The sequence below is a fragment of the Arthrobacter koreensis genome, assembly GCF_009193255.1.
GTDB classification, from domain to species: Bacteria; Actinomycetota; Actinomycetes; order Actinomycetales; family Micrococcaceae; genus Arthrobacter_B; species Arthrobacter_B koreensis.
Genome location: NZ_WACG01000002.1, coordinates 392,969 through 418,499, shown reverse-complemented (window position 1 = coordinate 418,499; position 25,531 = coordinate 392,969). Strand labels below are relative to the sequence as shown.

Here is a 25,531-nt window from a genome sequence, read left to right as displayed (position 1 = left end):
GGACCCGCACTGAGCGGCGAAGGGCCCGGCACCGGTGGACTCCGGTGCCGGACCCTTCGCCGTGCCCATAGTGCCCACGGTCCCTACGGAAGGACCGAGCGGTACACCTGCAGCGTCGCTTCGGCGATGGCGTCCCAGGAAAAGTGGTCAGCGGCGCGCCGCCTGCCTGCCTTCCCCATCTGCCGCGCCCTGTCCGGGTCGGAAACGAGCACGGTCACGGCGGCGGCGAAATCACGGACGAACTTTTCCGGATCCAGCGGCGTGCCGGTTCCGTCCTGCACCTGTTCGAGGGGCACCAGAAGGCCGGTGACGCCGTCGTCCACTACCTCCGGAATGCCGCCGGTGGCACTGGCCACCACCGCCGTGCCGCACGCCATCGCCTCCAGGTTAACGATCCCGAGCGGCTCGTAGATGGAGGGGCAGGCGAAGACCGTGGCGGAGCTGAGCACCTTGATCAGCTCCGTGCGCGGCAGCATCCGTTCAATCACGACGACGCCGGTGCGCGAGCTTCTCAGCTCACCGATCAGTGCGGCCGTCTCGGCGGCGAGTTCCGGAGTGTCCGCCGCCCCGAGGCAGAGAACGAGCTGGACCTCCGGCGGCAGCAGCGCCGCCGCCCGGAGCAGGTACGGAACACCCTTCTGCCGGGTGTTGCGGCCAACGAACACTACTGATGGGGCATCCGGATCGATGCCAAGCGCCCGCAGGCCGTCCGGATCCTCATCCGGATGCCAGGCCTCGGTATCGATTCCGTTGTGGACAACGCGGACCTTTCCGGGGGTGACTTCCGGGTAGGCCCGCAGGATGTCCTTCCGCATCCCTTCGGACACGGCGATGATGGCGGAGGCGGCGTCGTACGCGGTTTTCTCGACCCAGGAGGAGAGGGCGTATCCGCCGCCAAGCTGCTCGGACTTCCATGGGCGCAGCGGCTCCAGGCTGTGGGCACTGAGGACGTGCGGAACACCGTAGAGCAGTGAGCCCAGATGGCCCGCCATGTTGGCGTACCAGGTATGCGAGTGGATGAGGTCTGTTCCGTCAAGCCCCTGGAGCATGTCCAGGTCCGTCCCCAGGGTCTGCACTGCGGGGTTGGCGGCCCCCAGGTTGGCCGGAACCGGATAGGCCTGCACGCGGGCGCCGTGGTAATCAGCCTCCCGCGGCGCACCGAAACAGTGAACCCGCAGGTCAGCCCGGGAGGCCAGGACACGGCTCAGTTCCGCCACATGCACTCCGGCACCCCCGTAGATGTCCGGGGGGAATTCCTTGGAAACGATATCTACTCGCACTTGTTCAACGTAGTGCACTTTCGCCGCAGTGATCTAGTGTGTTTGTCAGCAGGCTTCCCAGTCAGCACGGCTTAACCGATTTCCCGGCACCCGGGAGCAGTCAGGAGCAGACCCATGGCACCGAAGAAAGTCCTGTCCGTCGTCCTCGCCGGCGGCGAAGGTAAGCGGTTGATGCCGCTGACCGCCGACCGGGCCAAACCTGCGGTGCCCTTCGCCGGCAAATACCGGCTGATCGACTTCGCCCTCTCCAACCTGGTCAACTCCGGTTACCTGCAGATCGTGGTGCTGACGCAGTACAAGTCCCACAGCCTGGACCGCCACATCTCCGAGACCTGGCGCCTGTCCACCCAGCTGCAGAACTACGTCGCTTCGGTCCCGGCCCAGCAGCGGGTCGGCAAGAGCTGGTTCCTTGGCAGTGCCAACGCCCTGTACCAGTCCATGAACCTGATCGACGACGCGCGGCCGGACATCGTCGTCGTCATCGGGGCGGACCACGTCTACCGGATGGATTTCTCCCAGATGGTGGATGCGCACATCGCCTCCGGTGCCCCGTGCAGCGTTGCCGCCGTCCGGCAGCCGCTGGCCATGGCGGACCAGTTCGGCGTCATAGAAACCGATCCCGGAGACCCGGACCGGATCGCCGCCTTTGTCGAAAAGCCGTCGAGTACGCCCGGCCTGCCGGATGATCCCGGCAGCTTCCTCGCCTCCATGGGCAACTATGTCTTCACGACCGATGCGCTGGTGGAGGCCCTGCGGATAGACGCCGAACGCCTCATCACCAAGCACGACATGGGCGGGGACATCATCCCGTGGTTCGTTGAACGCGGCGAAGCCAATGTCTATGACTTCACCGAGAACGTGATTCCCGGGGCCACTGAACGCGACCAGCGGTACTGGCGGGACGTCGGCACCCTGGACTCCTACTACGACGCGCACATGGACCTCATCTCGCCGGTGCCGTCCTTCAACCTCTACAACCTCCAGTGGCCCATCTACACCCGGCAGAGCACTTCCCCGCCGGCCAAGTTCGTTCGGGATTCGACGTCGGCTCCGGGTACGGCGGTCGACTCGATCGTCGCCAACGGGGCGGTGATTTCCGGCGGTACGGTCAGCGGGTCCGTCCTGGGCCACGACGTTTATGTCGATGCCGGCGCCACCGTCAGCGACAGCGTCATCATGGACGGTGTGCGCATTGGGAAGGGCGCGGTGGTCAAGCGGGCGATCGTGGACAAGTTCGTGGAGGTTCCGCCGGGCGCGACCGTCGGGGTGGACCGCGAGCTGGACCTGGCTCGGGGCTATACGGTCACGGCGTCGGGACTCACCGTGCTCAGCAAGGGGCAAACCGTCCGGGTGGAGTGACGGGGACCGCGCGATAACGGGCGTCGGCCTGGATAGCGGTAAGGTCGAGGTGCACCAGTTTGCCCTCCGCCGGAACACCCCGGCGGACCCACCGCAGAAACGTGATCCATGAGCAGCACAGACCTCAGCCCCGAAGACCTCAGCACCTGCCTTCGGGTTCTGTCCACCATCCATGCCCTGGACGAGGACCATCCGGACCACGTGGCCGTCCGCCGCGCCACGGCGAAGATGTTCAAGGCCGTGAAGAAACACCGCAAGGTGACCAAGCGCGAAGCGGTGGCAGAAGCTGACCGCGCCGTCGTGGCCCGCACCGCCACTGGCGCTCCGGACCGGATCGATGACGAAACGAGGGGCGCCCAGCTGCGCAGCGCGGCCCACGGTCCGTCCGCAGGCACCCTGCTCAAGCCGCGGAACTGCTACATCTGCAAACAGCCGTACACCCTGGTGGATGCCTTCTACCACCAGCTGTGCCCTGAGTGCGCTGCCTTCAGCCATGCCAAGCGCGATGCCCGGACAGACCTCACCGGCCGGCGTGCACTGCTGACCGGCGGCCGCGCCAAGATTGGCATGTACATCGCACTGCGGCTGCTCCGCGACGGCGCGCACACCACCATCACCACCCGCTTCCCCAAGGACGCAGCCCGCCGCTTCGCTGCGATGGAGGACTCCGCGGACTGGCTCCACCGCCTGAAGATCGTGGGAATCGACCTTCGTGACCCGGCGCAGGTCATCTCCCTGGCCGACGCCGTTGCCGCCGACGGCCCGCTGGACATCCTGATCAACAACGCTGCACAGACCGTCCGGCGCAGTTCCAATGCCTACCAGCCGCTCATGGACGCCGAGCTGGAAGAGCTGCCGGCGAACCGGCCCATGCCTGAACTGGTGACCTTCGGCAACACCTACAACGCACACCCCACCGCCCTGGCAGGTTCGGTGGCCGAGCACCCCGTCCTGGCGGGCGACGCCGTGACGTCCCTGGCCTTGACCGCCGGCTCATCCTCCCTGGCCAAGCTGGGTGACGGCACGGCGATCGACGCCGGCGGCCTGGTGCCGGATACCGCACCGATCAACTCCTGGACCCAGGTGGTGGACCAGGTGGAGCCGCTGGAAATGCTCGAAGTGCAGCTCTGCAACGTGACCGCACCGTTCCTGCTGGTCAACCGGCTCCGTCCGGCGATGGCGGCCTCCCCCGCCCGGCGCAAGTACATTGTGAACGTTTCCGCCATGGAGGGGCAGTTCGCCCGCCGCTACAAGGGCCCCGGACATCCGCACACCAACATGGCCAAGGCGTCGCTGAACATGCTCACCCGTACCAGCGCCGGAGAAATGCTCGAAACCGACGGAATCCTCATGACTGCCGTGGATACCGGCTGGATCACGGACGAGCGTCCGCACCCCACCAAGGTGCGGCTGGCCGAAGAAGGTTTCCATGCGCCCCTGGACCTGGTGGACGGAGCTGCGCGCGTCTACGACCCGATAGTCATGGGTGAGGCCGGCGAGGACCTCTCCGGGGTCTTCCTCAAGGATTACCGGCCTTCGCCCTGGTAGCCGCCCGGCGCCGGAGGGCGCCTACCCCCTTGCTCAGCTCCGACACGACGACGATGGTGGCGGCCACGCCGAGGCACAGCAGCCACTGGTCCGCGTACAGCGGGACCGTGTCGAAAAGGTCCTCGAAGAATCCCAGCTGAACCACGAGGACCTGCAGCAGGACCACCGCGCCCAGTGAGAACCAGATGGTTCGGTTGGTGAACGTCTGCAGTGAGAACACGGAAGACGTTTCGCTGCGCACGTTGAGCAGGTTGAAGACCTGGTAGAAAACGAACGTCGTGAACGCCATCGTCGTGGCGAAATTGGCGCTGGCGGCGGCCGCTTCGGGGAAGAGCGACGGCGACGCCAGCAGCACCCAGCAGGTACCGGCGGCCATGACCAGCCCGGAGACCGCCAGCGCGGCCAGCCGCTGGCCGGTCAGCAGCGGCTCGCGGGGCCTGCGGGGGGCCTGCCTCATCACTTTCGGGTCGGTTGAGTCCACGCCGAGAGCCAGGGCGGGCGGGCCGTCCATGATGATGTTGACCCACAGGATCTGGATGGCGGTGAACGGCGCGCCCCCGGCAAACCCGAACGTGGCAGCAGCCAGGAAGATCAGCACGAAACCCCACGCCGTGGTCAGCTGGAACCGGACAAACTTGATGATGTTCGCGTAGATGCCGCGGCCTTCCCGGACCGCGGCAACAATGGTGGCGAAATTGTCATCGGTCAGGATCATCCGGGCGGCGCCCTTGGACACGTCCGTTCCGGTGATGCCCATGGCAATGCCGATGTCCGCACGCTTCAGGGCAGGTGCGTCGTTGACGCCGTCGCCCGTCATTGCCACCACCGATCCGTCGGCCTGCAGCGCCTCGACGACGCGCAGCTTGTGTTCCGGCGAGACGCGGGCCAGCACGCCAACCTGAGGGGCGAGTTCCTGCAGCTGCGGTCCATCGAGTCCGTCCAGCGCCGAGCCGGCCACTGCCTCCCCCGGGATGCCCAGGTCCTTCGCGATGGCCGACGCCGTCACCAGGTGGTCACCGGTGATCATGTGCACGCGGATCCCTGCGGCACGCGCCTCTTCGATGGCGTCCTTCGCTTCGCGGCGCGGCGGATCCATGATGCCAACGACGGCGTACAGCACCAGTCCGGCCACCTCCCGGCGGAGCCGCTCCGGTTCAGCAGGAGGAAGCTCCTCGAAGGGGCGCCCGGCCACGGCGAGGGTGCGCAGGCCTGCATCGGCGATGAGCTCTACTTCGGTCAGTACCCGTTCCCGGTGCTCCGGGGTGAGCGGTTCAACGCCTTCAGGCCCGGCGAAATGCGTACACAGCTCCAGGACGACGCCCGGTGCGCCCTTCACGTTGCACCAGTTCCTGTCCGCATGGCGCCGGTCGGAGTTGAACGTGGCCATGAACTTGTATTCCGAGTCGAACGGCACTTCCGCCAGCCGCGGATGCTCTGCCCGTGCACCCACCGGGTCTATGCCGGCCTTCTCCGCCAGCACCACCAGGGCGCCCTCGGTGGGGTCACCGCTCAGCAGGCCGTCCGTCACGGATGCGTCATTGCACAGCACCATGGCCAGGTAGGCCTCCGTCATTGCCGGAACCTCGCCGCCGTCCGGACTGAGGATCTTGCCGTCCAGCCCGTAGCCGGTACCCGTAACGCGGCACCGCAGGCCATAGGCGGAGACCAGCCGCCGCACGGTCATCTCATTCAGGGTGAGGGTGCCCGTCTTGTCGGTACAAATGTGCGAGGTTCCGCCCAGCGTCTCCACGGCCGACAGCTGTTTAATGATCGCGCCGCGCGCAGCCAGCCGGGAAGCGCCCATGGCCAGGGTGAAGGCGACGACGGCGGTCAGCCCTTCCGGGATGGTGGCCACCGCGAGGGATACCGAGGTGAGCAGCAGGGAATTCAGGTCTTCTCCGCGGAGCAGCCCGAGGACGAAGACGAGTGCCACGACGCCCAGGGCGATCCAGGTCAGCAGTGCCGCGAGCTGGTCGATGCTGCGCTGCAGCGTCGTCTTCTCGTCCCGGGTGCTGCCAAGCAGGTGGGCAATGCGGCCCATCTGCGTGTCCATGCCGGTGCCGGTGACTACCATCATGGCCCTGCCGCGGCTGATGTCGGTGCCCATGTAGAGCATGCCATGGCGGTCAGCTACCGGTGAATCGGCGGGCTGCAGGGAGGCTGCGTCCTTGTTGACCGGCTGCGACTCCCCGGTCAGCGCGGCCTCTGCCGCCTGCAGCCGCACGGCTTCCAGCAGCCTGCCGTCTGCCGGTACCGAGTCCCCGGCTTCCAGCAGCACGATGTCCCCCGGTACAAGGTCCGTGCGGGGAATGGTGGTGAGGCTGCCGCCCCGGCGGACCCGGGTGGTCCCCACGTCTGTCCGGCGCAGTGCTTCCAGGCTGTTCTCGGCCCGGCGTTCTTGGACGAAGTTGAGGCAGGTGTTCAGGATGACCACGGCAAGGATGACGATGGGCGTTTCAAGTTCCCGGGATACGACGGCGCTGATCACCGCGGCCGCTATCAGGACCAGGATCAGCCGGTCAGTCAGCAGGCCGAGGACCTTCCGCCAGGTGGGAACCGGAGGCTTTCCTGCCAGCTGGTTGGCCCCGAAGGCCGCCAGCCGGCGGTCAGCCTCGCCGGGGCTGAGCCCGGACGCCGGATCACTGTTGAGGGCGGCCGCGACGTCCGGTCCGGGCCGGGTCCAGGGATCGGACACCTGGAGGCCGGGCACTCCGGCGGCAGGTGTTCCGGCTGCGGAGTTGCTGCCATGGTGCATGGGATGCCCCTGTGCTCGGCTCGCCAACTGGTCCGGTTCAGTCTACCAACGGGGTGCCGGAGGGGTAATGGCGCAGCTAGGAGTTGGTGCCGCGGCGCGTTCTCGGACAAGGTTGGAGAATGCCAGCGCCCAACGCCCTCCGAGCCAGCCTCCCCGGCCTCGCCGCCGCAGCCGCCGCCGTCGTGCTCTGCCTGCTTCTGCACCGGATGTTCCCGGCAGTTCCGGTTCTGACCGCCGCCGTCCTCCTGGGTCTGCTCGCAGGAAACGTACCTGGTCCGGCAGCGGTTGCAGCGGGCCGCTGGCGTCCCGGGCTGGCGTTCTCGGCGAAGAATTTCCTGCGGCTTGGCATCGTGCTGCTGGGGCTGAAAGTCTCCCTGCTGGACATCGCTGAACTGGGCTGGCTTACCGTGGCCCTGATCATTGCCCTGGTGGCGTTTTCCTTCGGTGCCACGTACCTGGTGTGCCGTGCCTTCCGGCTTCCCGGGGAAGAACCCGTCCTGGTGGCTGCGGGGTTTTCAATCTGCGGGGTCTCCGCGGTTGGTGCCGTTGCCGCCGCGAGGGGAATCCGGGCCGAACGGACCGCGGTCCCGGCGGCCATGGTGACCCTGTGCGGCACGCTGGCCATTGCCGTGCTGCCGCTGCTCGGTGCGGTACTGGGTCTGTCACCGGAACGGTTCGGGTTCCTGGCCGGCGCGTCCGTCCACGACGTGGGACAGGTGGTGGCCACCGCCCAGACCGGCGGCGCAGCCGCACTGGCGCTCGCCGTCGTCGTTAAGCTCGTGCGCGTGCTGATGCTGGCGCCGGTCAGTGCCCTCGCCGGCCTGCATCACCGCCGGACCGCCGGAACAAGTGCAGGAAAGTTCCCCCCGTTGGTGCCGCTGTTCGTGGCCGGTTTCGTCGCCGCTGTAGCGCTGAGGACCACCGGGCTGCTTCCGGCCGGCATGCTCGACGCCGCGGCGCTGGCTCAGGAACTGCTCTTCGCCGCGGCACTCTTCGGGCTGGGCGCATCAGTGAACCTGCGCAGCCTTGCCCGCACCGGCGGCCGGGCCGCTGCTGCGTCCCTGGTGTCCTGGGCCATCATCGTGGCTGCCGCCCTCGGCCTCGCAGTGCTGCTGGTTCCTGCGTAATCACCGTGCCCGGTCCATGCCGGCAGCCTTACCCGTTGCCGGGCCGCTGGGGTCCGAATAGTCTCAGACCGTCCGGCACCCGGCGGTGGACCACAAGGGGGCGGTATGGCTCGCGCTGTTGTTCCAGCGACCCTGGCACCTGACCGGGGCCGGTTCCAGCAGGTTAGGAAAAGGGCCGGGCTGCTGCCCCGGTTGGCCGGCGGTTTCTGGTGCGCGCTGGTTCTCTGGCTCCTCGTTTCAAATGTGGTCCTCCCTTCTTACGGTTTTTCACGCTACGAGACCTGGGCGGCAGCGCTGCTGGGCGTCCTGGTTCTGGGAATGACGCTCTTTTTTGCATGGCTTTTGGACCGGTTCGACCAGTGGGTGCGGGTGCGGTGGGTACAGGGGTTTGGCTCCGTGCTTGGCTGGGGCGCCGTCTTTGCCGTGCTGGCCAGGCTGGCCGATGCAGTACGGCTGCCTCCGGACTGGGACGCGGCTGCCGTCTTCTATTCGGCGTACGGGCTTGCAGACCAGGGGGTGCCGGAAGCCGTGGACCGCGCCTACTTTCAGGTCAATCCCAACAACCTCCTCCTGATGCTGCTGCTGAGCCGTTATCTGGGAGCGGCGGAGGCACTCGGTTCCCCGGACCTCAGGCAGTCAACGGCCTACCTGGGGGCGGCGCTGCTCTTCGCCGGCATGGTGCTCACGTACACCGCGACATGGCTTCTCGGCGGGCGGCGTGCGGCCAGGCTGACACTGGTTCCCTCGGTGTTCCTGATAGTGCTCTCCCCCTGGCTGACGGTTTTCTACTCCGACGTTGCGGCGCTCCCTTTCACCATCCTTGTGTTCTGCCTCCTGCTCGGGGCAGCCAGGTGCCGGCTGCCTGCCCGGCTGCTGCTGTGGGCGGCCGCGGGAGCAGTGTCCGCGGTGGGCTACGGAATCAAACCCACTGCGTTGATTGTCCTGGTGGCCGCGTCGGTGGTGATCCTGTTTTCGGTGCGCCGGGCCGCGTGGCGGAGGGACCTCGCCCTCGCCCTGCTGTCCGCAACCACGGCTGCAGCCGCCTTTGCCGGGGTGCACGCCGGCATTGGTGCGTGGGTGCGCAGCTCCGGGGTCCCTGCTGAAGGTGTCTCCGCGGATGAGTACGCCCTTCCTGTGACGCACTTCCTGAAGGTGGGGGTCCAGCAGTATCCGGGCCCGCACGGGAACTATTACGGTGCGTACAACGAGGAAGACAGAAGCACCACGCTTGCGGTTGCCGAGCCGCAGGAACGCTTCGATGCGGCGCTTCAGGTCTATCTCGACCGCGTGGGCGAACGCGGCCCGGCGGGCTACGCAGGATTCCTCAACGCCAAGCTTCGCTGGATGACAGGTGACGGGTCCTTCTTCGCCTGGGGTGAAGGCCGGATGACGGCTGACAGCTTCATCGCGGATGATCCCCTCAGCCGAAGCATCCAGGACTTCTTCGGCCCGGAACGCCCCGGCTTCGAACTGCTCCTTAACCTGTGGCAGGGAACCTGGTTCCTGCTGCTGGTCCTGTGCGGAGCGGGCTTGTTCCTGCGCGGGCCGCCCTTTGATTCGCGGGCGGTCGCAACGGCCCGCGTTGCGCTGCTGGGCCTCTTCGTGTTCCTGCTGCTCTCCGAGGGCAGGGCACGGTTCCTGTACCTCTACGTTCCGTTCTTCATCGTGCTGGGCAGCCTGTCCCTGCAGCGGCTGGCAGCTGCCGGCGGTTGTCCGCGGAGCCGGCGGCTGTCCTGGCCGAGGCACCGACGGGACACGCCGCCTCCCTCATCAACCGCTGAGGTGGTTGAATGAACTGGTGCCTAACGAAAACCTCAGCCGCGATGAAGCAGCCGCCCGTTCCACCCTCCTGCGAGTTGACTCCTACGACGTTGAACTTGACCTCGGTGACGCCGCCGATCCCACCGTTGCGGGATTCCGGTCGCGGAGTACCATCACGTTCGACTGCGCCGTAGCGGGAGCTTCGACGTTCCTGGACTTCATTCACGGCGGTGTGGACGCCGTCGTCGTCAATGGGAAAGCGTATGACCCGGCAGAGACGGTCAGCGGTTCACGGATCATGCTCCACAACCTGGTGACCGGGACCAACGTGGTCAGCGTGGAAGGCACTGCGCTGTACAGCCGCAGCGGGGAGGGCATGCACCGCTTTACCGATCCAGCGGACGGGCGCACTTACCTCTACACCCAGTATGAGCCGGCCGATTCCCGGCGGGTGTTCGCCAACTTCGAGCAGCCGGACCTCAAGGCGTCCTTCACCTTCCACGTCACTGCCCCGGCGGGCTGGGAAGTTGTGTCCAATTCACCAGAGACGGCACGCACACCGGTAGGTGGCGACCTCAGCCGCCGGGACTTCGCTCCCACTCCGCGGATCTCCACCTACATCACCTGTGTCCTGGCAGGACCGTACTTCAAGGCAGAGGACTCGTGGACCGTCGGGCTGCCCGGCGGTGACCAGCTCGTGGTCCCGCTCGGTGCCTACTGCCGTGCCTCCCTCGCGGAACATTTCGACGCCGACGCGATCTTCGACACCACCAAACGGGGACTTGAATACTTCCACGAGCTCTTCGCCTACCCTTACCCCTTCGGTAAGTATGACCAGGCGTTCGTGCCCGAGTACAACCTCGGCGCCATGGAGAACCCCGGCCTGGTGACGTTCACCGAGGCCTACGTGTTCCGGACCAAAGCCACAGAAGCGCAGTACGAGGCGCGGGCGAACACCATTATGCACGAGATGGCGCACATGTGGTTCGGGGACCTGGTGACCATGCGCTGGTGGGATGACCTGTGGCTGAAGGAGTCCTTCGCGGACTACATGGGGGCACTGGCGGTGGATGAAGCCACGGACTGGACCAATTCATGGGTCAGCTTCGCCAACCGCCGCAAGGCCTGGGCCTATGTGCAGGACCAGCTGCCCACCACGCACCCCATCGTGGCGGACATCCCCAACCTCGAGGCTGCCAAGCAGAACTTCGACGGCATCACCTACGCCAAGGGTGCATCGGTGCTCAAGCAGCTGGTGGCGTACGTCGGTTTCGACGCGTTCATTGACGCCTCACGCACCTACTTCGCACGGCACGCGTGGGGCAACACCACGCTCGCGGACCTGCTGGAAGTCCTCGGCTCCGCGTCCGGCCGGGACATGAGCGAGTGGTCCCGGATGTGGCTGCAGACCGCCGGAGTGCCCGTCCTGTCCATCGATGCCGAAACCGCGGCAGACGGCACCTATGGCTCCGTCGCCGTACTGCAGGATGCACCGGACCCGGTCAGCGGGGAGCAGATGCCGAGGCCGCACCGGATTCGCCTGGGCTCCTACGAATTCGACGCCGACGGCTGGCTGGTACGCACCGGATCGGTGGAAATCGACGTCGCCGGCCGCCGCACGGAGGTCCCGGAACTTGCGGGCAAACCCGCGCCGGCGCTGCTGCTGCCGAACGACGGCGACCTGACCTACGCGAAGATCCGCTTCGATCCCGCGTCCCTGGCCACGCTGCTCGAGTTCCTTCCCCGACTGCGTGATCCGCTGGCCCGCGCGATCTGCCTGTCCGCGCTCTGGAACAGCGTGCGCGACGGCGTCCTCTCCGCCAGGGACTATCTGCGCCTGGTCATCCGGACCGCCCCGTCCGAGCCCGGTGCCGGGGTGAAGCAGGTGCTGCTTGATAACGCACGTACCGCCGTTGAGCGTTACGCTCCGGAGGAGATCCGGGACGCGCTGAGGGAACAGCTCTTCACGGCTGTCACGGACCAGCTCGCCGATGCGCCGGCCGCAAGCGACAGCCAGCTGATCCTGGCCCGGGCCGCAGCAGCGCTGGGCAGGCACAGCACCAGCCACAACGAACTCCTGCGCGGACTGCTCTCCGGCAGCGTCAGCTACCCGGGACTCACGGTCGATTCCGACCTGCGCTGGCGTCTGTGGCAGGCGCTGGCCGGCACAGGTTCCGCAGGCATGGAGGAGCTCAAGGCCGAACTGAAAGCCGACAATACGGCTGCCGGAAGGGTGGGCTACACGGTCGCTGCCGCAGCCCTGCCGGACCCCGGAGTTAAGGCTGCTGCCTGGGCGGCCGCCGTGAACACAGCGGACCTGTCCAACGAGCTGCTCTCCGCCACTATCGAGGGGTTCAACCTCGGACGCCATGAGCTCCTGGACGCTTTCATTCCCCGGTACTTCGCCGCCCTGGAGACCGTCTGGTCCAGCCGCAGCATAGAGATCGCCTCGCGCGTGGTTGCCGGGCTCTACCCGTCCGCACAGGACCTCGCTCCGCATATGGTGCCGGCAGACCATCCGGTCCTGCAGCGAAGCCAGGAATGGCTCGAATCCAACCCCGCTGCTCCGGCGGCGCTGCGCAGGATCATTCTTGAAGCACAGGACCAGCTGCTCCGTGCCCTGCGTGCTCAGGCTGCCGCCCGCTAGGCAGCTCGCGGCGTCAGCGCTCCGGTTAGTGCACCGGCCGGGACAGCAAGCGGCGGGCTAACGCCGTTTGGCCACGCTGAGCAGGAAGGCCGAGTCCTCGACGGCGTTGACGGCATGCCGGGCCTGCGGCACGATCAGGTGGTCGCCGGCGGAGCCTTCCCAGCTTTCGCCTTCGGAAAACAGGGTAATGCGCCCCTTGAGCACAGTGATGGTAGCTTCGCCGGGGTTGTCATGTTCATCCAGGCTGAACCCGGCGGCAAGGGCGATAACGGTCTGGCGCATCACGTGCTCGTGACCGCCGTAGACCGTCGCCGCACTCCTGCCGGAGGACGCCTCCCTGGCTGTCTCCAAATGGTTGCGCACCAGTGCCGTCAGCGACTTCTTCTCCATGCCGGGAAGTCTAGATGCCGGCAGGGCCGATAGGTAGCGCGAACTACGGGACCCGGTTGATCCACTCCGGAGTATCGAACTTGGCGGCAACCTTTTCCGCGGCACGCTCCATCTCGGCGTCGGAAATGCCCGTGGTCCGGGCGCCGTAGCGTGCGGCGAAGGTCTGCATCATGGTGTCCAGGATCTCCTCCCGGCTCAGCCCGGTCTGCCGGCGCAGCGGATCCACTCGCTTCTTGGCGCTGCGGGTCCCCTTGTCGGAGAGCTTCTCCTTGCCGATGCGCAGCACCTGAACCATCTTGTCCGCGTCGATGTCATAGGACATGGTGACGTGGTGCAGCATGGCACCGGAACTGAGGCGCTTCTGCGCTGCGCCGCCGATCTTGCCCTGGTCCGTCGCGATGTCATTGAGCGGCTGGTACCAGGCTTTGATGCCCAGGCGTTCCAGGGATTCCATGACCCAGGCGTCAAGGAACGGATACGAATCGGCGAAGCTCAATCCGTCGACGAGGGACTGCGGGACGTAAAGCGAATACGTAATGGCGTTGCCGTGCTCCATGAACATCGCACCGCCGCCGCTGATCCGGCGGACAACCGTCACGCCGTGCCGTTCGGCGCCTTCCGGATCCACCTCGTTGCGCAGGGACTGGAAACTGCCGATCACCACGGAGGGAGATTCCCATTCCCAGAAGCGAAGGGTCGGGTTGCGTCGTCCGGCCGCGACTTCCTCCGCCAGGACTTCATCCATGGCCACATGCATGTGCGTAGAGAGCGCAGTGGGCGGGATGATCTCCCATTCGTGGTCGCCCCAGCTGGTGGCCTTGGCCAGCGCACGCCGGACAGTGATGGCGACCGCTTCCGGGGAAAAACCGAAAAGTACCGCATCGGGGCGCAGCCGGGACCGGACGGCGTCGGCGATCTGCTCTGCGCTGCTCTCTGCGGAAAGGCCGGTCAGGGCTGCATTGATTTCATCCAGTGCATCATCGGGTTCGAGGAAGAAGTCTCCGCTGAGGGAGACGGTGTCCAGGACACCGTTTTTCACGTCGAGGTCCACCACGACCAGTTTGCCGCCGGGAACCTTGTATTCCCCGTGCCGGCTGCCGTCGTGTGCTTCACTCATGCTGATCCTCCTGGAAGAACTCTTACCCTCGGCCCATCGCGCCGGGTGTGGACGTAAACGAAAGGTCCGTCCGGAACATTCCGAACGGACCTTTCAATTCTAAGGCTGTAAAGCTAAGGCTACTTCTTGCCGCCAAAGCCCTTGAAGCGGGCGTTGAAGCGCTCCACACGGCCGGCGGAGTCCATGATGCGCTGCTTGCCCGTGTAGAACGGGTGCGATGCGGAGGAGATTTCCACCTCGATCAGCGGGTAGGTGTTGCCGTCTTCCCACTCGATCGTCTTGGAGGACGTCGCCGTGGAGTTGGTCAGGAACGCGGTGTCGGACGCAAGGTCACGGAAGACAACCGGCGCGTACGAGGGGTGGATGTCAGACTTCACAGTAATACCTTCTCTAGGTGACTGGATTTTGCCAGGCACAATGGGGTTCAAAGCTCTTCTGGCCAATTGGCCAACAATCAATCTTAGCGCAAGGACGGCACTGATGCGCAAAAGGGGCGCACGAACCGCCGTGCAGGACTCATGGGACCACCTGCACTGCCAGCCTAGCCCAGGTCTCACCCGCTTCCCCAGCCCGTGATGTCAGCCCTGATCGACGTGCTGATCCCTCGTGTGGTCCCGGAGTAGTCGATGAGCAGCGGCCGGTACAGCTCATCGAGGGTCAGGACGACCGAACCGGCAAAGTCGCCGGGATTCTCGGGTTCAATGACGGCGGTGAGACGGGTCGCAGCAGTGCCGAGGTATTCGACTCCGTACTCGGCGCGCACTGTTGCGGCAGTCTGCATCAGGGACCGGAGCCGGTCCGGGTTGGCGGTCAACTCTGCGGCGTCGGCCAGCACTGCGGCATAGGCTTCCTCAGCGCCGCCGGACGGATCTGCGTTGGCTACGGCCTCTCCGGTACGCAGCGTCCGGCCGGCTTCGGATACGGAGATGCTAAGGTCACCGTCAGTTCTTCGAAGTTCCATGGCGAACTCCGGCGCAGTGCGGAACTGCATGGTGTATGTTCCCGGCGGAAGCCAACTCGCCGTGGTGCTGACCTGCTGTTCAGCGCCGATTCCGGCTTCCATGGCTGCGGCGACGCAGTCCGCGGCCCCGTTGAATTCGCCGGAGTTTTCGCGAAGCAGGAACTGGCACGCGTCCTGGACACTTTCCGCCATGCCGGCCTGGGCGCCGCTCACCGTCACGTCCAGGGGCTCAGGGGTGACCGTGGGCTCGGGTTCCGCAGTGCGCGCCTTCGCCGGCTGCGGTACCGGATCGGGGGACGGCGGCTTCGAAACCGCGTCCTGTGTCCGCGCTGTCATCTGTTCCGCGGTTGGGCCGCAGGCTGCCAAGGCGGGCAGCAGTGCTGAGACCAGGCACAGCGCAGCGATGCGCCGGTAGCCGGGCTTGTGTGCTGGCATGGACTGTCCCTGTGCTCGAAAGTGTCAAAAGCGCCTCGTGCACGGCAAGTGTGACACCAACAAGCTCCGGATATAAGCGTGGGACGGCTAGGAAATGCGGCACTCCCAAAAAGCCACTGCGGACGCTGCGGCAACGTTGAGCGAGTCGACTCCGCGCTGCATGGGAATCCGGACCGTCAGATCGACTTCAGCCAGGGTGCTGCGGGACAGGCCATCGCCCTCGGTGCCGAGGATCAACGCCAGCTTCTCGTACCTGCGGGCACCGAGTTCCTCCAGGGTCAGCGAATCCTCTTCCAGGGCAAGCGCTGCCGTGGTGAATCCCGCCGTCCGGAGGTCTGCAAGGGCACCGGGCCAGGACCCGAGCCTTAGCCACGGCACCTGGAACACGGTTCCCATGCTGACCCGGATTGCCCGACGGTACAGCGGGTCGGCGCACTGCGGGCTTACCAGGACGGCGTCGACGCCGAGCGCGGCTGCCGACCGGAAGATCGCCCCGATGTTGGTGTGGTCCACGATGTCTTCAAGGATGGCGATCCGCTGGGCGTTCGCCAGTATGCCGGCGAGTTCCAGGGGCGCCGGGCGCTGCATGGCTGCCAGTGCCCCGCGGTGCAGGTGGAACCCGGTGATGGCCTCAAGGATGTCCGGAGTGCCTACGTAGGCGGGCACCTCCGGGAACCGTTCCAGGATGTCCTGCAGGTCCGGCAGCCATTTTTCGGCCAGGAAGAAGGACCTGGGTATGTGCCCGGCCTCGACCGCCCGGCGCAGGACTTTTGACGATTCGGCAATGTACATACCCTCGGCCGGCTCGCGCAGGCGGCGCAGGGACGTGTCCGTCAGCCGGGTGTAGTCCGAGACGCGGGGGTCCTCGGCGGATTCAAGATGGATGAGGCTCACTTAGAAAACCATAAACCAGAGGGCTGTCAGGCCGAGGAGCACGATCACGGCGCGCAGGGCCACCGGAGGCAGCCGCCGGCCCACCGCCGCACCCACAAAGCCGCCGATCAGCGAACCGACCGCAATCAACGCGACCACAGGCCAGATAATGCGGTCGAAGGCGAAAAGCAGGTAGGACGAGGCAGCCACCACGTTGACCCCCAGCACCAGGACGTTCTTGACCGCGTTCGCGTTCTGCAGTGTCCCGTGGAGGAAGATTCCCAGGATGCCCACGAGGAGGATGCCCTGCGCGGCAACAAAGTATCCGCCGTAGATGCCGGCCAGGAAAACGAGCACTGTCAGCTGCCAGGAGGGGCGGCCGGGTCCCTCTGCGACGTCGCCGGGCTGCACCCTGCGTGCCGCCCGTTCCCGGGCCCAGGACTGGAGCCTCGGCTGGAATATGACGAACAGGAGCGCCACCACAATGAGGAAGGGCGCAATCGTACCAAAGACTTCCTCTGGCAGGTGCAGCAGCAGCCACGCCCCGGTGATGCCGCCGAGGATCGACGCAGGCAGCAGCCTCAGCAGCGTTCCGCCGAGACCGGCAAGCTCGCGCCGGTAACCCCATGAACCGGCCACGTTGCCGGCAATCAGTCCCATGGCATTGCTGATGGTGGCCGCAACCGGGGCATACCCCAGGGCCACGAGCACCGGAAAGGTCACCAGGGTGCCTGAACCAACAACTGCGTTGATTGTTCCGGCCCAGAGGCCGGCAAAGAGAATCAGGGCGTCATGGAGCCACCCCGCCGAAGACAGGAACATGCAGGCGGACGCTCTGCTAGCGGCGCGCGGTGGCGGTGTAGCGGCCTGCGTCGTCACGCTGGACGGCCAGCGGCAGGTCGAAGGCAGTGCTCAGGTGCTCCTCGGTGAACACCGTGTCGACCGGCCCGGAAGCAACAACGGTTCCGTCACGCATCAGCAGGGCGTGGGTAAAGCCCGGAGGCACTTCCTCCAGGTGATGGGTCACCAGCACGATCGCGGGGGCGTCTTCGTCTGCAGCCAGGTTGGCCAGGCGCTGGACCAGGTCCTCACGGCCGGCCAGGTCAAGACCTGCTGCCGGCTCGTCCAGGAGCAGCAGCTCGGGGTCAGTCATCAGGGCGCGGGCAATCTGGACGCGCTTGCGTTCACCCTCGCTCAGCGAGGCGAACTTGCGGTTGATGTACGTGGACATGCCCCAGTCGTGCAGGAGCCTGAAGGCACGGCGCTCATCGAGCTTGTCGTACTTCTCGCGCCAGCGGCCGGTCATGCCGTACGCGGCAGTCAGGACGACATTGAGGACAGTCTCATGTTCCGGAATCTGGTTGGCGAGGGCGGCCGAGGCCAGCCCGATGCGCGGACGCAGCTCAAAGACGTCAACGGCGCCGAGGATCTCTTCCAGGATTCCCGCCATACCGCGGGTCGGGTGCATCCTGCCCCCGGCAATCTGCAGCAGTGTGGTCTTTCCGGCACCGTTGGGTCCCATGATGACCCAGCGTTCACCTTCCCTCACCTGCCAGTTCACGCCGTCCAAGAGGGTTTTTCCGCCCCGGACGACGCTTACCCCGGCAAATTCAAGAACATCACTCATAGCAGTAGACACTAGGCTAAAGAAAGGCGCGTTGGCGAAACGCGACGCCGCCGCATATCCGCAGGCTGTGTCCAGACCGGCCGCCCACACCGCACGAAGATCGGAATCCACGCATGTCCCCTGAATCCTTCCCGGAATACAGCGTTGTCAGCTACGGACGCGAACTCGCTGACGCGTACCTCGGGAAGGTCCAGCAGGCCGTTGCCGGGACCGGTGCGCACATCGTCGAGCTGGAGAACGCCCGCGGGAACGGCTATGTGGTCTCGAAACTGTTCGTAACCTACGACGGCGGCCTTGACTCCCTGCGCTCTGCCGTCGCGGCAGCTGCCAGGGCGGCGCTGGACGGCGGTGCGGCACCGGCCCAGAGCGCCGTCGTGCCCGCGTCCCTGGTGGAGCCGGGGCGCAAGCTGCTCGTCATGGACGTGGATTCGACGCTGATCAAGCAGGAAGTCATTGAACTTCTCGCGGCGCACGCCGGCCGTGAGGCAGAGGTAGCTGCCGTGACGGAAGCGGCCATGCGCGGCGAACTTGATTTTGCGCAGAGCCTCCACGCCCGGGTGAAAACGCTGGCAGGACTCCCCGAGTCCGTCATCGCGGAGGTTGGAACCCGGATCGAACTTTCCGACGGTGCGGAGGAACTGGTGAAGGCGTTCCTCTCGGCAGGGCACGCAGTGGCGGTGGTGTCCGGCGGGTTCAACCAGGTTCTGGCTCCCCTGGCATCAGCGCTGGAACTGACGTTTGCCCGCGCCAATGAGCTGGGTGTGGAGGATGGCCTGCTCACCGGGACGGTGACGGGCGAGGTGGTGGACCGGGCGGTCAAGGCACGGTCGCTGCGCGAATGGGCAGGCGAACTGGATATCCGGCTGGACCAGACCATTGCGGTGGGCGACGGCGCGAATGACCTGGACATGCTGGCGGCGGCCGCACTGGGCGTGGCATTCAATGCCAAGCCGGCAGTGCAGGCCGCCGCGGATGCAGTGCTGAACCTGCCCAGCCTGGACGTGGTTCAGCACTTCGTGAAGCTTTAGGAATTACGCGCTGAGGTAGTCTGCTCCCCCGACGTACTCGGTGTGCCCGGTGGGCACGTCTGCGAGGGCCATGCGGGCCACCTCGGCGGCAAACTCCTCCACGGAGTAGAGCCGGCCGGCTTCTTCGCGCCGTGCCTCGATGGCGCCCGGGTTGGCCCGGTCCAGCAGGGTGGCGGTGACGGTCCCCTCAATCATGTCCCCGGAAACCACTACGAGGGTGATGCCCTTTTCCTCCAGCTCCGGGATGCGGGCACGCAGGGCGTCCTCGCCGGCGCGCTTGCTGCGGGCAACGGGCTCGTACTCCGGCATGGTGGGAACCGTATTGATGAAGTGGGCCTGGTGGCTGGTCACGAAGACCACCCGGGAGCCCGGCTTCATCCGGGCAGCTGCTGCGGTGAGCATGTTGACCTGGGCATCCCGGTTGAGCTTGAGCGCGTAATCCTCCTCCACACCGGTTTCCATTCCGCCGGATGCGTTCAGGACCAGCACGTCCAGGCTGCCGAAGGACTCCAGGGCAGCGTCAACGAGTGCTGCGGGGCCTTCGGGGGACGTGAGGTCTGCGCCTACGGCAACAGCCCGGCCCCCGTCCGCCTCGATGCCGGACACCACTTTGTTGGCGCGGGGCGCCTTCTGGCGGTAATTGACGACGACGCCGGCCCCCTCGGCGGCGAGCAGTTTTGCGACTTCTGCGCCGATGCCCCGGGATGATCCGGTGACGATTGCCGCTTTGTGCTCGAGCTGGCCCATAAGAACTCCTTTGTGGAACTTTGTGCGAAATGGCTAAAGAAATGCTCTCTGCATCCCATCCTGCCAGCCGGTATCGGCCGCAGCCTTGGTGGAAACCTCCAAGGATTACCCTTTAGCGGGCGGGTTAGTGTCCCATTCCGAGTCCGCCGTCCACGGGGATGACGGCACCGGAAATGTAGCCGGCTTCCGGACCGGCGATCCAGCGGACCACTGCCGCGACTTCTTCCGGCTCCGCGAAACGGCCGGCGGGAATCGAGGACAGGTAGTTCTTCTGGGTGTCTTCCGGCAGTGCCCGGGTCATGTCGGTGTCGATGAACCCCGGTGCAACAACGTTGGCCGTAATGTTCCGGGAGCCAAGCTCACGGGTCAGGGAGCGGGCAATGCCCACCAGGCCTGCCTTCGAGGCGGCGTAGTTGACCTGACCCGGCGAACCGTAGAGGCCCACAACCGAGGAGATCAGCACTACCCGGCCGCGGCGGAGCTTCAGCATGCCCTTGGAAGCGCGCTTGACCACCCGGAAGGCTCCGGTCAGGTTGGTGTCCACCACGTCCGTGAAGTCGTCTTCGCTCATGCGCAGCAGGAGGGTGTCCCGGGTGATTCCGGCATTGGCCACCAGCACCTCAACGGGGCCGTGCGCGGCTTCAACCTCGGTGAACGCGGCATCGACGGAGGCCATGTCCGTGACGTCGGCCTTGACGCCGAGCATCCCTTCGGGAACGTCTCCGCTGCGGTAGGTGATGGCAACCTTGTCCCCCGCTTCGAGGAACGCCTTGGCGATGGCCAGGCCAATGCCGCGGTTTCCGCCGGTGACGAGGACGCTGCGGCCGGCCTGGGACTGGGAATCGTTCTGCACAAGAAATCCTTACGTGTGGGTGCGGGGCATCAGCTCCGATCCTATCGGCGCCGAAGGCAACTACAAGTTCCCCGGCAGCAGTGAGACAATGGGGAAACCTGTTTGGAGAGTGATAACCAAGTGACGATTCTGCGATGAACCAGGGATGAGTAAGCTAACCCGCCGCGGTGCCCGCATCCCGCGGATTACGGACGCCCGTTCCGCGCATACCGATGAGATGCACGCGCGCATGGTCAAATACACGGTGTCCATGAGCATCCGCATGGTGTGTCTGTTCCTGCTGTTCTTTGTCCACGGCTGGATGCTGTGGGTGGTGGTGGTGGGAGCCGTCGTGCTGCCCTGGTTCGCCGTCGTGATTGCCAACGGCGGCAGCGACAGCAGCAACATTGGCGGAGACTCCCCTTACGAGGCCGCCGCCCCGCAGCAGCTCGAAGCCCATGTCTCTGACGCTCCGGACTCCCCGGACACCACGGTACTCAGCGGTGAAATTATTGACGACGACGGCCCATCCGGCCAAGGAACCCAGGCACCGAACGCATGAACCTGCTTGACCAGTTATCCGGCGGTGCCGGCGCAGAAGACCGTGCTCGGTGTTCCCGCAAGGGATGCCGTGTGGACGCCGAGTGGCAGCTGCTGTGGAACAACCCCAAAATCCACACACCTGAACGGCGGAAGATCTGGCTGGCCTGCGGCGACCACCGTGGCTGGCTCGAAGAGTATCTCCAGGTCCGCTCCCTGTGGAAGGAAACGCTGCCCCTTGCCGGCAGCGCCGGAACCGAAAGCGACACCCAGTAGATGTACAAGTTCCTCCTTTCCAGCCGGTGGCTGGGCTGGTTCGCCCTGGTATGTGCGCTGGCGGCTGTCTGCGCGTTCCTGGGCACGTGGCAGCTCGACCGCCGCAACGCTGTCCGGGAAGACATTGGCTGGGTTGAAACGAACTACTCGGCAGATCCCGTCCCCTTCGAGGAGGCAGCCGGCTACTTCGAGGAATTCGATCCGTCAGCGGAATGGCTGCCGGTCCAGCTGACGGGCACCTATGACACGGCCAACCAGCGGATTGTCCGCAACCGCCCGTTGAACGGACGCCCCGGCTACGAGGTGCTGGTGCCGCTGAAGCTGCAGGACGGCACCGCCGTCGTCATCAACCGCGGCTGGCTGGCTATCGGCAACAATGAGGCAGGCTGGCCGGATGAGGTGCCGGCAGCACCGGAGGGCGAGGTCAGCGTCGTCGCCCGGATCAAGCCGGCCGAGCCCACCCTGCTTCGCGGTGCACCGGAGGGCCAGCTGGCCTCAATCGACCTCGCCACCTACCAGGATCAGACCGGGTACCCGCTGGAGCAGGCTGCATACGGGCTGATGTCCTCGGAGGACCCTGCACCCGCCGACCGGCCCGAGGCATCTCCCAAACCCGCGCTGGATGAGGGGCCGCACCTCTCCTATGCCCTGCAGTGGTATGCCTTTGGCCTGCTCTTCTTTGTCGGGTTTGGGTACGCGGCACGGCAGGAAGCGTGGAACATCATCGAAGCCGGCGAGGAAGACGCGGACGACTTCGACGACGAGGATGAGGTCCACTCGGCGGCTCCGGCCCCGCGCCGCACCCGGCCCGTCCGCAGGCGCCGCGGAACCACGGGCGAGGAAGAGGAAGACGCCATCCTGGACGCCCAGGGTTACTAGGTTTCGGCATTGCCTGGAAAGCGGAAAGGCCGCCGTCCCCATGGAGGGCGGCGGCCTTTCCGCGTCCCGGTCCTGGCTAGGCCAGCGTGACGAGTTCCAGGTAACCCTCGTTCCAGTGGTCCTCGTCGCCGTCGGGCAGGAGGACAACGCGTTCCGGATTCAGGGCCGCCACGGCGCCTTCATCGTGGCTGACCATGACGACAGCACCGGAGTAGTTGCTCAGGGCACCCAGGATCTCCTCGCGGGAAGCCGGGTCAAGGTTGTTGGTGGGTTCATCCAGGAGCAGCACGTTCGCCGAGGACGCCACGATCGTGGCCAGTGCCAGGCGGGTCTTCTCACCGCCGGAGAGCACCCCGGCAGGCTTGTCCACGTCATCGCCGCTGAACATGAAGGAACCGAGCACGCTGCGCACCTCTGCGTCGTCCATGTCCGGTGCGGCAGAGCGCATGTTCTCCAGCACGGTGCGGTCGGTGTCCAGGGTTTCGTGTTCCTGGGCGTAATAGCCGATCTTCAGCCCGTGTCCCGGAATAATGCGTCCGGTGTCAGGGGTATCCACGCCGGCGAGCATGCGCAGCAGCGTTGTCTTGCCGGCACCGTTCAGGCCCAGGATAACCACCTTGGAACCGCGGTCAATGGCAAGGTCAACGTCAGTGAAGATTTCCAGCGAGCCGTAGCTCTTGCTCAGGCCTTCGGCCATCATGGGCGTTTTGCCGCAGGGTGCGGGATCCGGGAAGCGCAGCGCTGCCACACGGTCCGTGGCGCGCACCGAGTCCAGTCCGCTCATCAGCCGGTCAACACGCTTGAGCATGCTCTGGGCAGCCGAAGCGCCGGAGGCACGGGCCTTCATCTTGTTGGCCTGCGCCAGCAGTGCGCCGGCCTTCTTCTCTGTGTTGGCCCGTTCGCGCTTACGGGCGCGCTCGTCCGTCTCACGCTGGATCTTGTAGCGCTTCCAGTCCATGTTGTAGATGTCGATGGTGGCGCGGTTGGCGTCCAGGCTGAAGACCTTGTTGACGGTCGCCTCGAGCAGCCCGGTGTCGTGGCTGATCACGATCAGGCCGCCGGTGTGGTTTTTGAGGAACTCACGCAGCCAGGCGATTGAATCGGCGTCGAGGTGGTTGGTGGGCTCATCGAGCAGCATGGTCTCGGCATCCGAGTACAGGATCCTGGCCAGCTCTACACGGCGGCGCTGGCCACCGGAGAGGGTTTTCAGCGGCTGGTTCAGCAGGCGGTCCGGCAGGGCCAGGTTCGCACAGATGGTGGCAGCCTCGGACTCGGCGGCGTAACCGCCGGCGGACAGGAACTCCGCTTCGAGCCGGTCATAGCGCTTCATGGCCTTCTCGGAGACCTTCGAGTCGCCGCTGGCCATCTCATCCTGGCACTTCTTCAGTTCGGTGAGGACCTTGTCCAGGCCGCGGGCGGAGAGGATCCGGTCCCTTGCCAGCTGCTCCATGTCCGGAGTACGTGGATCCTGCGGCAGGTAGCCGATGTCTCCGGTGCGCTTGATATGTCCTGCTGCGGGAAGGGTCTCGCCGGCCAGGACCTTGGTCAGCGTGGTCTTGCCGGCGCCGTTGCGGCCCACCAGCCCGATCTTGTCTCCCTTGTCCACACGGAATGAGACCGCTTCCATGAGCAGGCGTGCGCCGGCACGCAGCTCGAGTTCAGATACGGCAATCACTAAGGAGGGACCTTTCGGAGGAAATGGATTGGGGGCGCGTTGTGCGCGTCTAGTTCGCGGAATCCGCGAAGGCAGCCTTTCAAGTCTACCGGCTCCAGCAGAATTGTAGGAATCCAACAAAGGAGATGGGGCCGGGGCCGGTCTAGTCTCGGAAATACCGGGGCAGTTCCCCGGAGTCTTAGGACGCACTCTGTAGGACCCCGACGAATCGAGCCTGAATGCCCACCGACCCCGATCCCGCTGCCACGTCTCTTTCCGGCACGTCCCTTTCCGGTACCTCGCCTTCCGGCCTGCCCGGCCACCGGGAGGCCGAACCCGGCGCAAACGATGGTGGCCGGCGGGGGTCTCCCCGTCCCCGCTGGGGCGCGGCCGACCTCTCCTACATAGCGGTCTTTGCGGCGCTCATCGCGGCGTTCTCGCTGATCCCCGGCATTCCCCTGGCCGCCGGGGTTCCCATCACGCTGCAGACACTGGCGGTCATCCTCACCGGGATGGTCCTCGGCCCGGCCCGCGGCGCAGCGGCCGCAGGACTCTACGTCGCAGCCGGCCTTGCCGGGTTGCCCGTCTTCAGCGGCTTCACCTCCGGAATCGGAGTCCTCGCCCGGCCCTCGGCCGGCTACCTGCTCTCCTTTCCGCTGGCTGCGCTGCTGGTTGGACTGCTGGTCCGTGTGCTGTTGAGCCGAATCCGGCGGGCGCGGTTTGCTGTGCTGTTCACTGCGGGGCTGGGCACCAGCTTCCTGGTGGTGCATCCGCTGGGAATCGCCGGGCTCATGCTCAACGCCAAGCTCTCCTTCCCCGCTGCGCTCACTGCTGACATTGCCTTCTGGCCCGGCGACGTGCTGAAGAACCTGGCCGCCGCGGCGGTGGCCGTCAGCGTCTTCGCCGCGTTCCCGAAGCTCGCGCCGGCGGCCAAGCCGCGGCCGAAGCAGGCACACGGCTCATGACCGTCCAGTTCCGCGCCGTCGAGGTGCGGGCCCCGGACGCAGATCCCGGAGACGCGCCCATTCTCCATCCGTTCTCCCTGGACCTGAGTGAGTCCCGGATAGCGGTCATCGGCGCCAACGGCTCTGGCAAATCCACCCTCCTGCGCCTGGTCAACGGCCTGCTGCTGCCCACAAGCGGTCGCGTCAGCGTGGACGGTGCGGACACGGCCCGCCGGGGCCCGCTGGTGCGGCGGAGGGTGGGGTTTGTGTTCACCGACCCGCTTTCCCAGCTGGTCATGGCCACGGGGCGCGATGACGTTGAACTCTCGCTGCGGCGCAGCATCCGCAGCGCCGATGAACGCAGGGCCGCGGCCGAACGTGCCCTGGAACGCTTCGGGCTGCTGGGCCTGGCCGACCGCAGCATCTATGACCTCTCCGGTGGTGAACGGCAGCTGATGGCGCTGGCCGCGGTGCTGGCAACGGACCCGGCCATCCTCGTCGCCGACGAACCAAGCACCCTGCTGGACCTGCGGAACACCGCGCGGCTGCGGACCATCCTGGCCGCTCTCCCCCAGCAGGTCATCTACACCACCCATGACCTTGAATTTGCAGCAGACGCGGACCGGGTGCTGGTGGTGGATGCCGGACGGATCGTGCAGGACGGACCGCCCGGAGAATGCATAGCGGCGTACCGGCAGCTTGCTGCCGGGAAACCAACCCGGCAGCGGGCGGAGTGAGACGGTGAGGAAGA

23 protein-coding genes are annotated in these 25,531 nt (G+C 66.1%); 11 read left to right on the top strand and 12 right to left on the bottom strand.

Features of this window, described 5'->3' with window-relative positions; all coding sequences use genetic code 11:
* Positions 1-83: 83 nt before the first annotated feature.
* A complete protein-coding gene (gene glgA / locus GD628_RS08855; RefSeq protein ID WP_091604872.1) occupies positions 84-1,280 on the bottom strand; it encodes a glycogen synthase in 1,197 nt (398 codons plus the stop codon).
* Between the two features lie 114 nt (positions 1,281-1,394).
* Here glgA and glgC point away from each other — a divergent pair, with 114 nt between their 5' ends.
* Positions 1,395-2,639, top strand: a complete 1,245-nt coding sequence (glgC, locus tag GD628_RS08850) for a glucose-1-phosphate adenylyltransferase (RefSeq protein ID WP_152274459.1) — start codon at positions 1,395-1,397, stop codon at positions 2,637-2,639.
* A 108-nt stretch (positions 2,640-2,747) separates the two neighbouring features.
* Positions 2,748-4,187 (top strand): SDR family oxidoreductase, encoded by a 1,440-nt coding sequence (locus tag GD628_RS08845; protein WP_152274458.1) that lies wholly within the window; start codon positions 2,748-2,750, stop codon positions 4,185-4,187.
* Here GD628_RS08845 and GD628_RS08840 read toward each other — a convergent pair.
* Positions 4,159-6,942, bottom strand: coding sequence for a cation-translocating P-type ATPase (locus GD628_RS08840; protein WP_152274457.1), 2,784 nt, complete (start codon positions 6,940-6,942; stop codon positions 4,159-4,161). The two genes, GD628_RS08845 and GD628_RS08840, sit on opposite strands and share 29 nt — an antisense overlap.
* A 119-nt stretch (positions 6,943-7,061) precedes the next feature.
* Between GD628_RS08840 and GD628_RS08835 the strand changes: the two genes are divergently transcribed.
* From GD628_RS08835 to pepN, 3 genes are all read left to right on the top strand, one after another.
* Positions 7,062-8,069 (top strand): YeiH family protein, encoded by a 1,008-nt coding sequence (locus GD628_RS08835; RefSeq protein WP_152274456.1) that lies wholly within the window; start codon positions 7,062-7,064, stop codon positions 8,067-8,069.
* 243 nt (positions 8,070-8,312) lie between these two features.
* Positions 8,313-9,863, top strand: coding sequence for a hypothetical protein (locus GD628_RS08830; RefSeq protein ID WP_152274455.1), 1,551 nt, complete (start codon positions 8,313-8,315; stop codon positions 9,861-9,863).
* Positions 9,864-9,867: 4 nt separating this feature from the next.
* Positions 9,868-12,477, top strand: coding sequence for an aminopeptidase N (gene pepN, locus GD628_RS08825; RefSeq protein ID WP_091604891.1), 2,610 nt, complete (start codon positions 9,868-9,870; stop codon positions 12,475-12,477).
* A gap of 57 nt (positions 12,478-12,534) precedes the next feature.
* On the opposite strand, the gene GD628_RS08820 is transcribed toward pepN, so the two are convergent.
* From GD628_RS08820 to GD628_RS08790, 7 genes are all read right to left on the bottom strand, one after another.
* Positions 12,535-12,867, bottom strand: a complete 333-nt coding sequence (locus GD628_RS08820; protein ID WP_091604895.1) for a cupin domain-containing protein — start codon at positions 12,865-12,867, stop codon at positions 12,535-12,537.
* 43 nt (positions 12,868-12,910) lie between these two features.
* Positions 12,911-13,984, bottom strand: coding sequence for a lipoate-protein ligase LplAB (locus tag GD628_RS08815; protein WP_152274454.1), 1,074 nt, complete (start codon positions 13,982-13,984; stop codon positions 12,911-12,913).
* Positions 13,985-14,103: 119 nt separating this feature from the next.
* On the bottom strand, positions 14,104-14,361 hold the full coding sequence (locus tag GD628_RS08810) for a type B 50S ribosomal protein L31 (RefSeq protein ID WP_091604901.1): 258 nt from the start codon (positions 14,359-14,361) through the stop codon (positions 14,104-14,106).
* 176 nt (positions 14,362-14,537) lie between these two features.
* The gene (locus GD628_RS08805) at positions 14,538-15,380 is read right to left on the bottom strand and encodes a hypothetical protein (RefSeq protein WP_152274453.1); all 843 of its coding nucleotides are present in this window, start codon (positions 15,378-15,380) and stop codon (positions 14,538-14,540) included.
* A gap of 87 nt (positions 15,381-15,467) precedes the next feature.
* On the bottom strand, positions 15,468-16,274 hold the full coding sequence (locus GD628_RS08800) for a TrmH family RNA methyltransferase (protein WP_152274452.1): 807 nt from the start codon (positions 16,272-16,274) through the stop codon (positions 15,468-15,470).
* Positions 16,275-17,075, bottom strand: coding sequence for a sulfite exporter TauE/SafE family protein (locus GD628_RS08795; RefSeq protein ID WP_091604911.1), 801 nt, complete (start codon positions 17,073-17,075; stop codon positions 16,275-16,277).
* Between the two features lie 16 nt (positions 17,076-17,091).
* Positions 17,092-17,880 (bottom strand): ABC transporter ATP-binding protein, encoded by a 789-nt coding sequence (locus GD628_RS08790; protein WP_091604914.1) that lies wholly within the window; start codon positions 17,878-17,880, stop codon positions 17,092-17,094.
* Positions 17,881-17,993: 113 nt separating this feature from the next.
* Between GD628_RS08790 and serB the strand changes: the two genes are divergently transcribed.
* On the top strand, positions 17,994-18,908 hold the full coding sequence (serB, locus tag GD628_RS08785; protein WP_152274451.1) for a phosphoserine phosphatase SerB: 915 nt from the start codon (positions 17,994-17,996) through the stop codon (positions 18,906-18,908).
* Between the two features lie 3 nt (positions 18,909-18,911).
* Here serB and GD628_RS08780 read toward each other — a convergent pair whose 3' ends face one another.
* Entirely contained in the window at positions 18,912-19,655 is a 744-nt protein-coding gene (locus GD628_RS08780) for an SDR family oxidoreductase (RefSeq protein ID WP_152274450.1), read from the bottom strand.
* Positions 19,656-19,779: 124 nt separating this feature from the next.
* The gene (gene fabG / locus GD628_RS08775; RefSeq protein ID WP_091604922.1) at positions 19,780-20,508 is read right to left on the bottom strand and encodes a beta-ketoacyl-ACP reductase; all 729 of its coding nucleotides are present in this window, start codon (positions 20,506-20,508) and stop codon (positions 19,780-19,782) included.
* A gap of 145 nt (positions 20,509-20,653) precedes the next feature.
* Between fabG and GD628_RS08770 the strand changes: the two genes are divergently transcribed.
* Genes GD628_RS08770 through GD628_RS08760 form a run of 3 tightly spaced genes read left to right on the top strand, consistent with a single transcriptional unit; the run spans position 20,654 to position 22,182 of the window.
* Positions 20,654-21,049 carry a DUF3099 domain-containing protein gene (locus tag GD628_RS08770; RefSeq protein ID WP_226802446.1) on the top strand — a complete coding sequence of 132 codons (396 nt, stop codon included), beginning with the start codon at positions 20,654-20,656 and terminating at the stop codon, positions 21,047-21,049.
* Positions 21,046-21,303, top strand: coding sequence for a hypothetical protein (locus GD628_RS08765; protein WP_091604928.1), 258 nt, complete (start codon positions 21,046-21,048; stop codon positions 21,301-21,303). Before GD628_RS08770 ends, GD628_RS08765 begins: the two co-directional genes overlap by 4 nt.
* Positions 21,304-22,182 carry an SURF1 family cytochrome oxidase biogenesis protein gene (locus tag GD628_RS08760; protein WP_152274449.1) on the top strand — a complete coding sequence of 293 codons (879 nt, stop codon included), beginning with the start codon at positions 21,304-21,306 and terminating at the stop codon, positions 22,180-22,182.
* A gap of 76 nt (positions 22,183-22,258) precedes the next feature.
* Here the strand turns inward: GD628_RS08760 and GD628_RS08755 are convergent, their stop codons facing one another.
* Positions 22,259-23,857 carry an ABC-F family ATP-binding cassette domain-containing protein gene (locus tag GD628_RS08755; RefSeq protein WP_091604934.1) on the bottom strand — a complete coding sequence of 533 codons (1,599 nt, stop codon included), beginning with the start codon at positions 23,855-23,857 and terminating at the stop codon, positions 22,259-22,261.
* A 218-nt stretch (positions 23,858-24,075) separates the two neighbouring features.
* Between GD628_RS08755 and GD628_RS08750 the strand changes: the two genes are divergently transcribed.
* Entirely contained in the window at positions 24,076-24,801 is a 726-nt protein-coding gene (locus GD628_RS08750) for a biotin transporter BioY (RefSeq protein WP_091604937.1), read from the top strand.
* On the top strand, positions 24,798-25,517 hold the full coding sequence (locus GD628_RS08745) for an energy-coupling factor ABC transporter ATP-binding protein (protein WP_152274448.1): 720 nt from the start codon (positions 24,798-24,800) through the stop codon (positions 25,515-25,517). Before GD628_RS08750 ends, GD628_RS08745 begins: the two co-directional genes overlap by 4 nt.
* Positions 25,518-25,531: the final 14 nt, after the last annotated feature.

Excerpts from the sequence above, each read along its gene's own strand:
- glgC (WP_152274459.1), top strand. The coding sequence starts at position 1,395 with ATGGCACCGAAGAAAGTCCTGTCCGTCGTCCTCGCCGGCGGCGAAGGT.
- GD628_RS08845 (WP_152274458.1), top strand. The coding sequence starts at position 2,748 with ATGAGCAGCACAGACCTCAGCCCCGAAGACCTCAGCACCTGCCTTCGG.
- GD628_RS08840 (WP_152274457.1), bottom strand. The coding sequence starts at position 6,942 with ATGCACCATGGCAGCAACTCCGCAGCCGGAACACCTGCCGCCGGAGTG.
- GD628_RS08835 (WP_152274456.1), top strand. The coding sequence starts at position 7,062 with ATGCCAGCGCCCAACGCCCTCCGAGCCAGCCTCCCCGGCCTCGCCGCC.
- GD628_RS08820 (WP_091604895.1), bottom strand. The coding sequence starts at position 12,867 with ATGGAGAAGAAGTCGCTGACGGCACTGGTGCGCAACCATTTGGAGACA.
- GD628_RS08815 (WP_152274454.1), bottom strand. The coding sequence starts at position 13,984 with ATGAGTGAAGCACACGACGGCAGCCGGCACGGGGAATACAAGGTTCCC.
- GD628_RS08805 (WP_152274453.1), bottom strand. The coding sequence starts at position 15,380 with ATGCCAGCACACAAGCCCGGCTACCGGCGCATCGCTGCGCTGTGCCTG.
- GD628_RS08795 (WP_091604911.1), bottom strand. The coding sequence starts at position 17,075 with ATGTTCCTGTCTTCGGCGGGGTGGCTCCATGACGCCCTGATTCTCTTT.
- GD628_RS08790 (WP_091604914.1), bottom strand. The coding sequence starts at position 17,880 with ATGAGTGATGTTCTTGAATTTGCCGGGGTAAGCGTCGTCCGGGGCGGA.
- serB (WP_152274451.1), top strand. The coding sequence starts at position 17,994 with ATGTCCCCTGAATCCTTCCCGGAATACAGCGTTGTCAGCTACGGACGC.
- GD628_RS08780 (WP_152274450.1), bottom strand. The coding sequence starts at position 19,655 with ATGGGCCAGCTCGAGCACAAAGCGGCAATCGTCACCGGATCATCCCGG.
- GD628_RS08770 (WP_226802446.1), top strand. The coding sequence starts at position 20,654 with ATGAGTAAGCTAACCCGCCGCGGTGCCCGCATCCCGCGGATTACGGAC.
- GD628_RS08765 (WP_091604928.1), top strand. The coding sequence starts at position 21,046 with ATGAACCTGCTTGACCAGTTATCCGGCGGTGCCGGCGCAGAAGACCGT.
- GD628_RS08760 (WP_152274449.1), top strand. The coding sequence starts at position 21,304 with ATGTACAAGTTCCTCCTTTCCAGCCGGTGGCTGGGCTGGTTCGCCCTG.
- GD628_RS08750 (WP_091604937.1), top strand. The coding sequence starts at position 24,076 with ATGCCCACCGACCCCGATCCCGCTGCCACGTCTCTTTCCGGCACGTCC.
- GD628_RS08745 (WP_152274448.1), top strand. The coding sequence starts at position 24,798 with ATGACCGTCCAGTTCCGCGCCGTCGAGGTGCGGGCCCCGGACGCAGAT.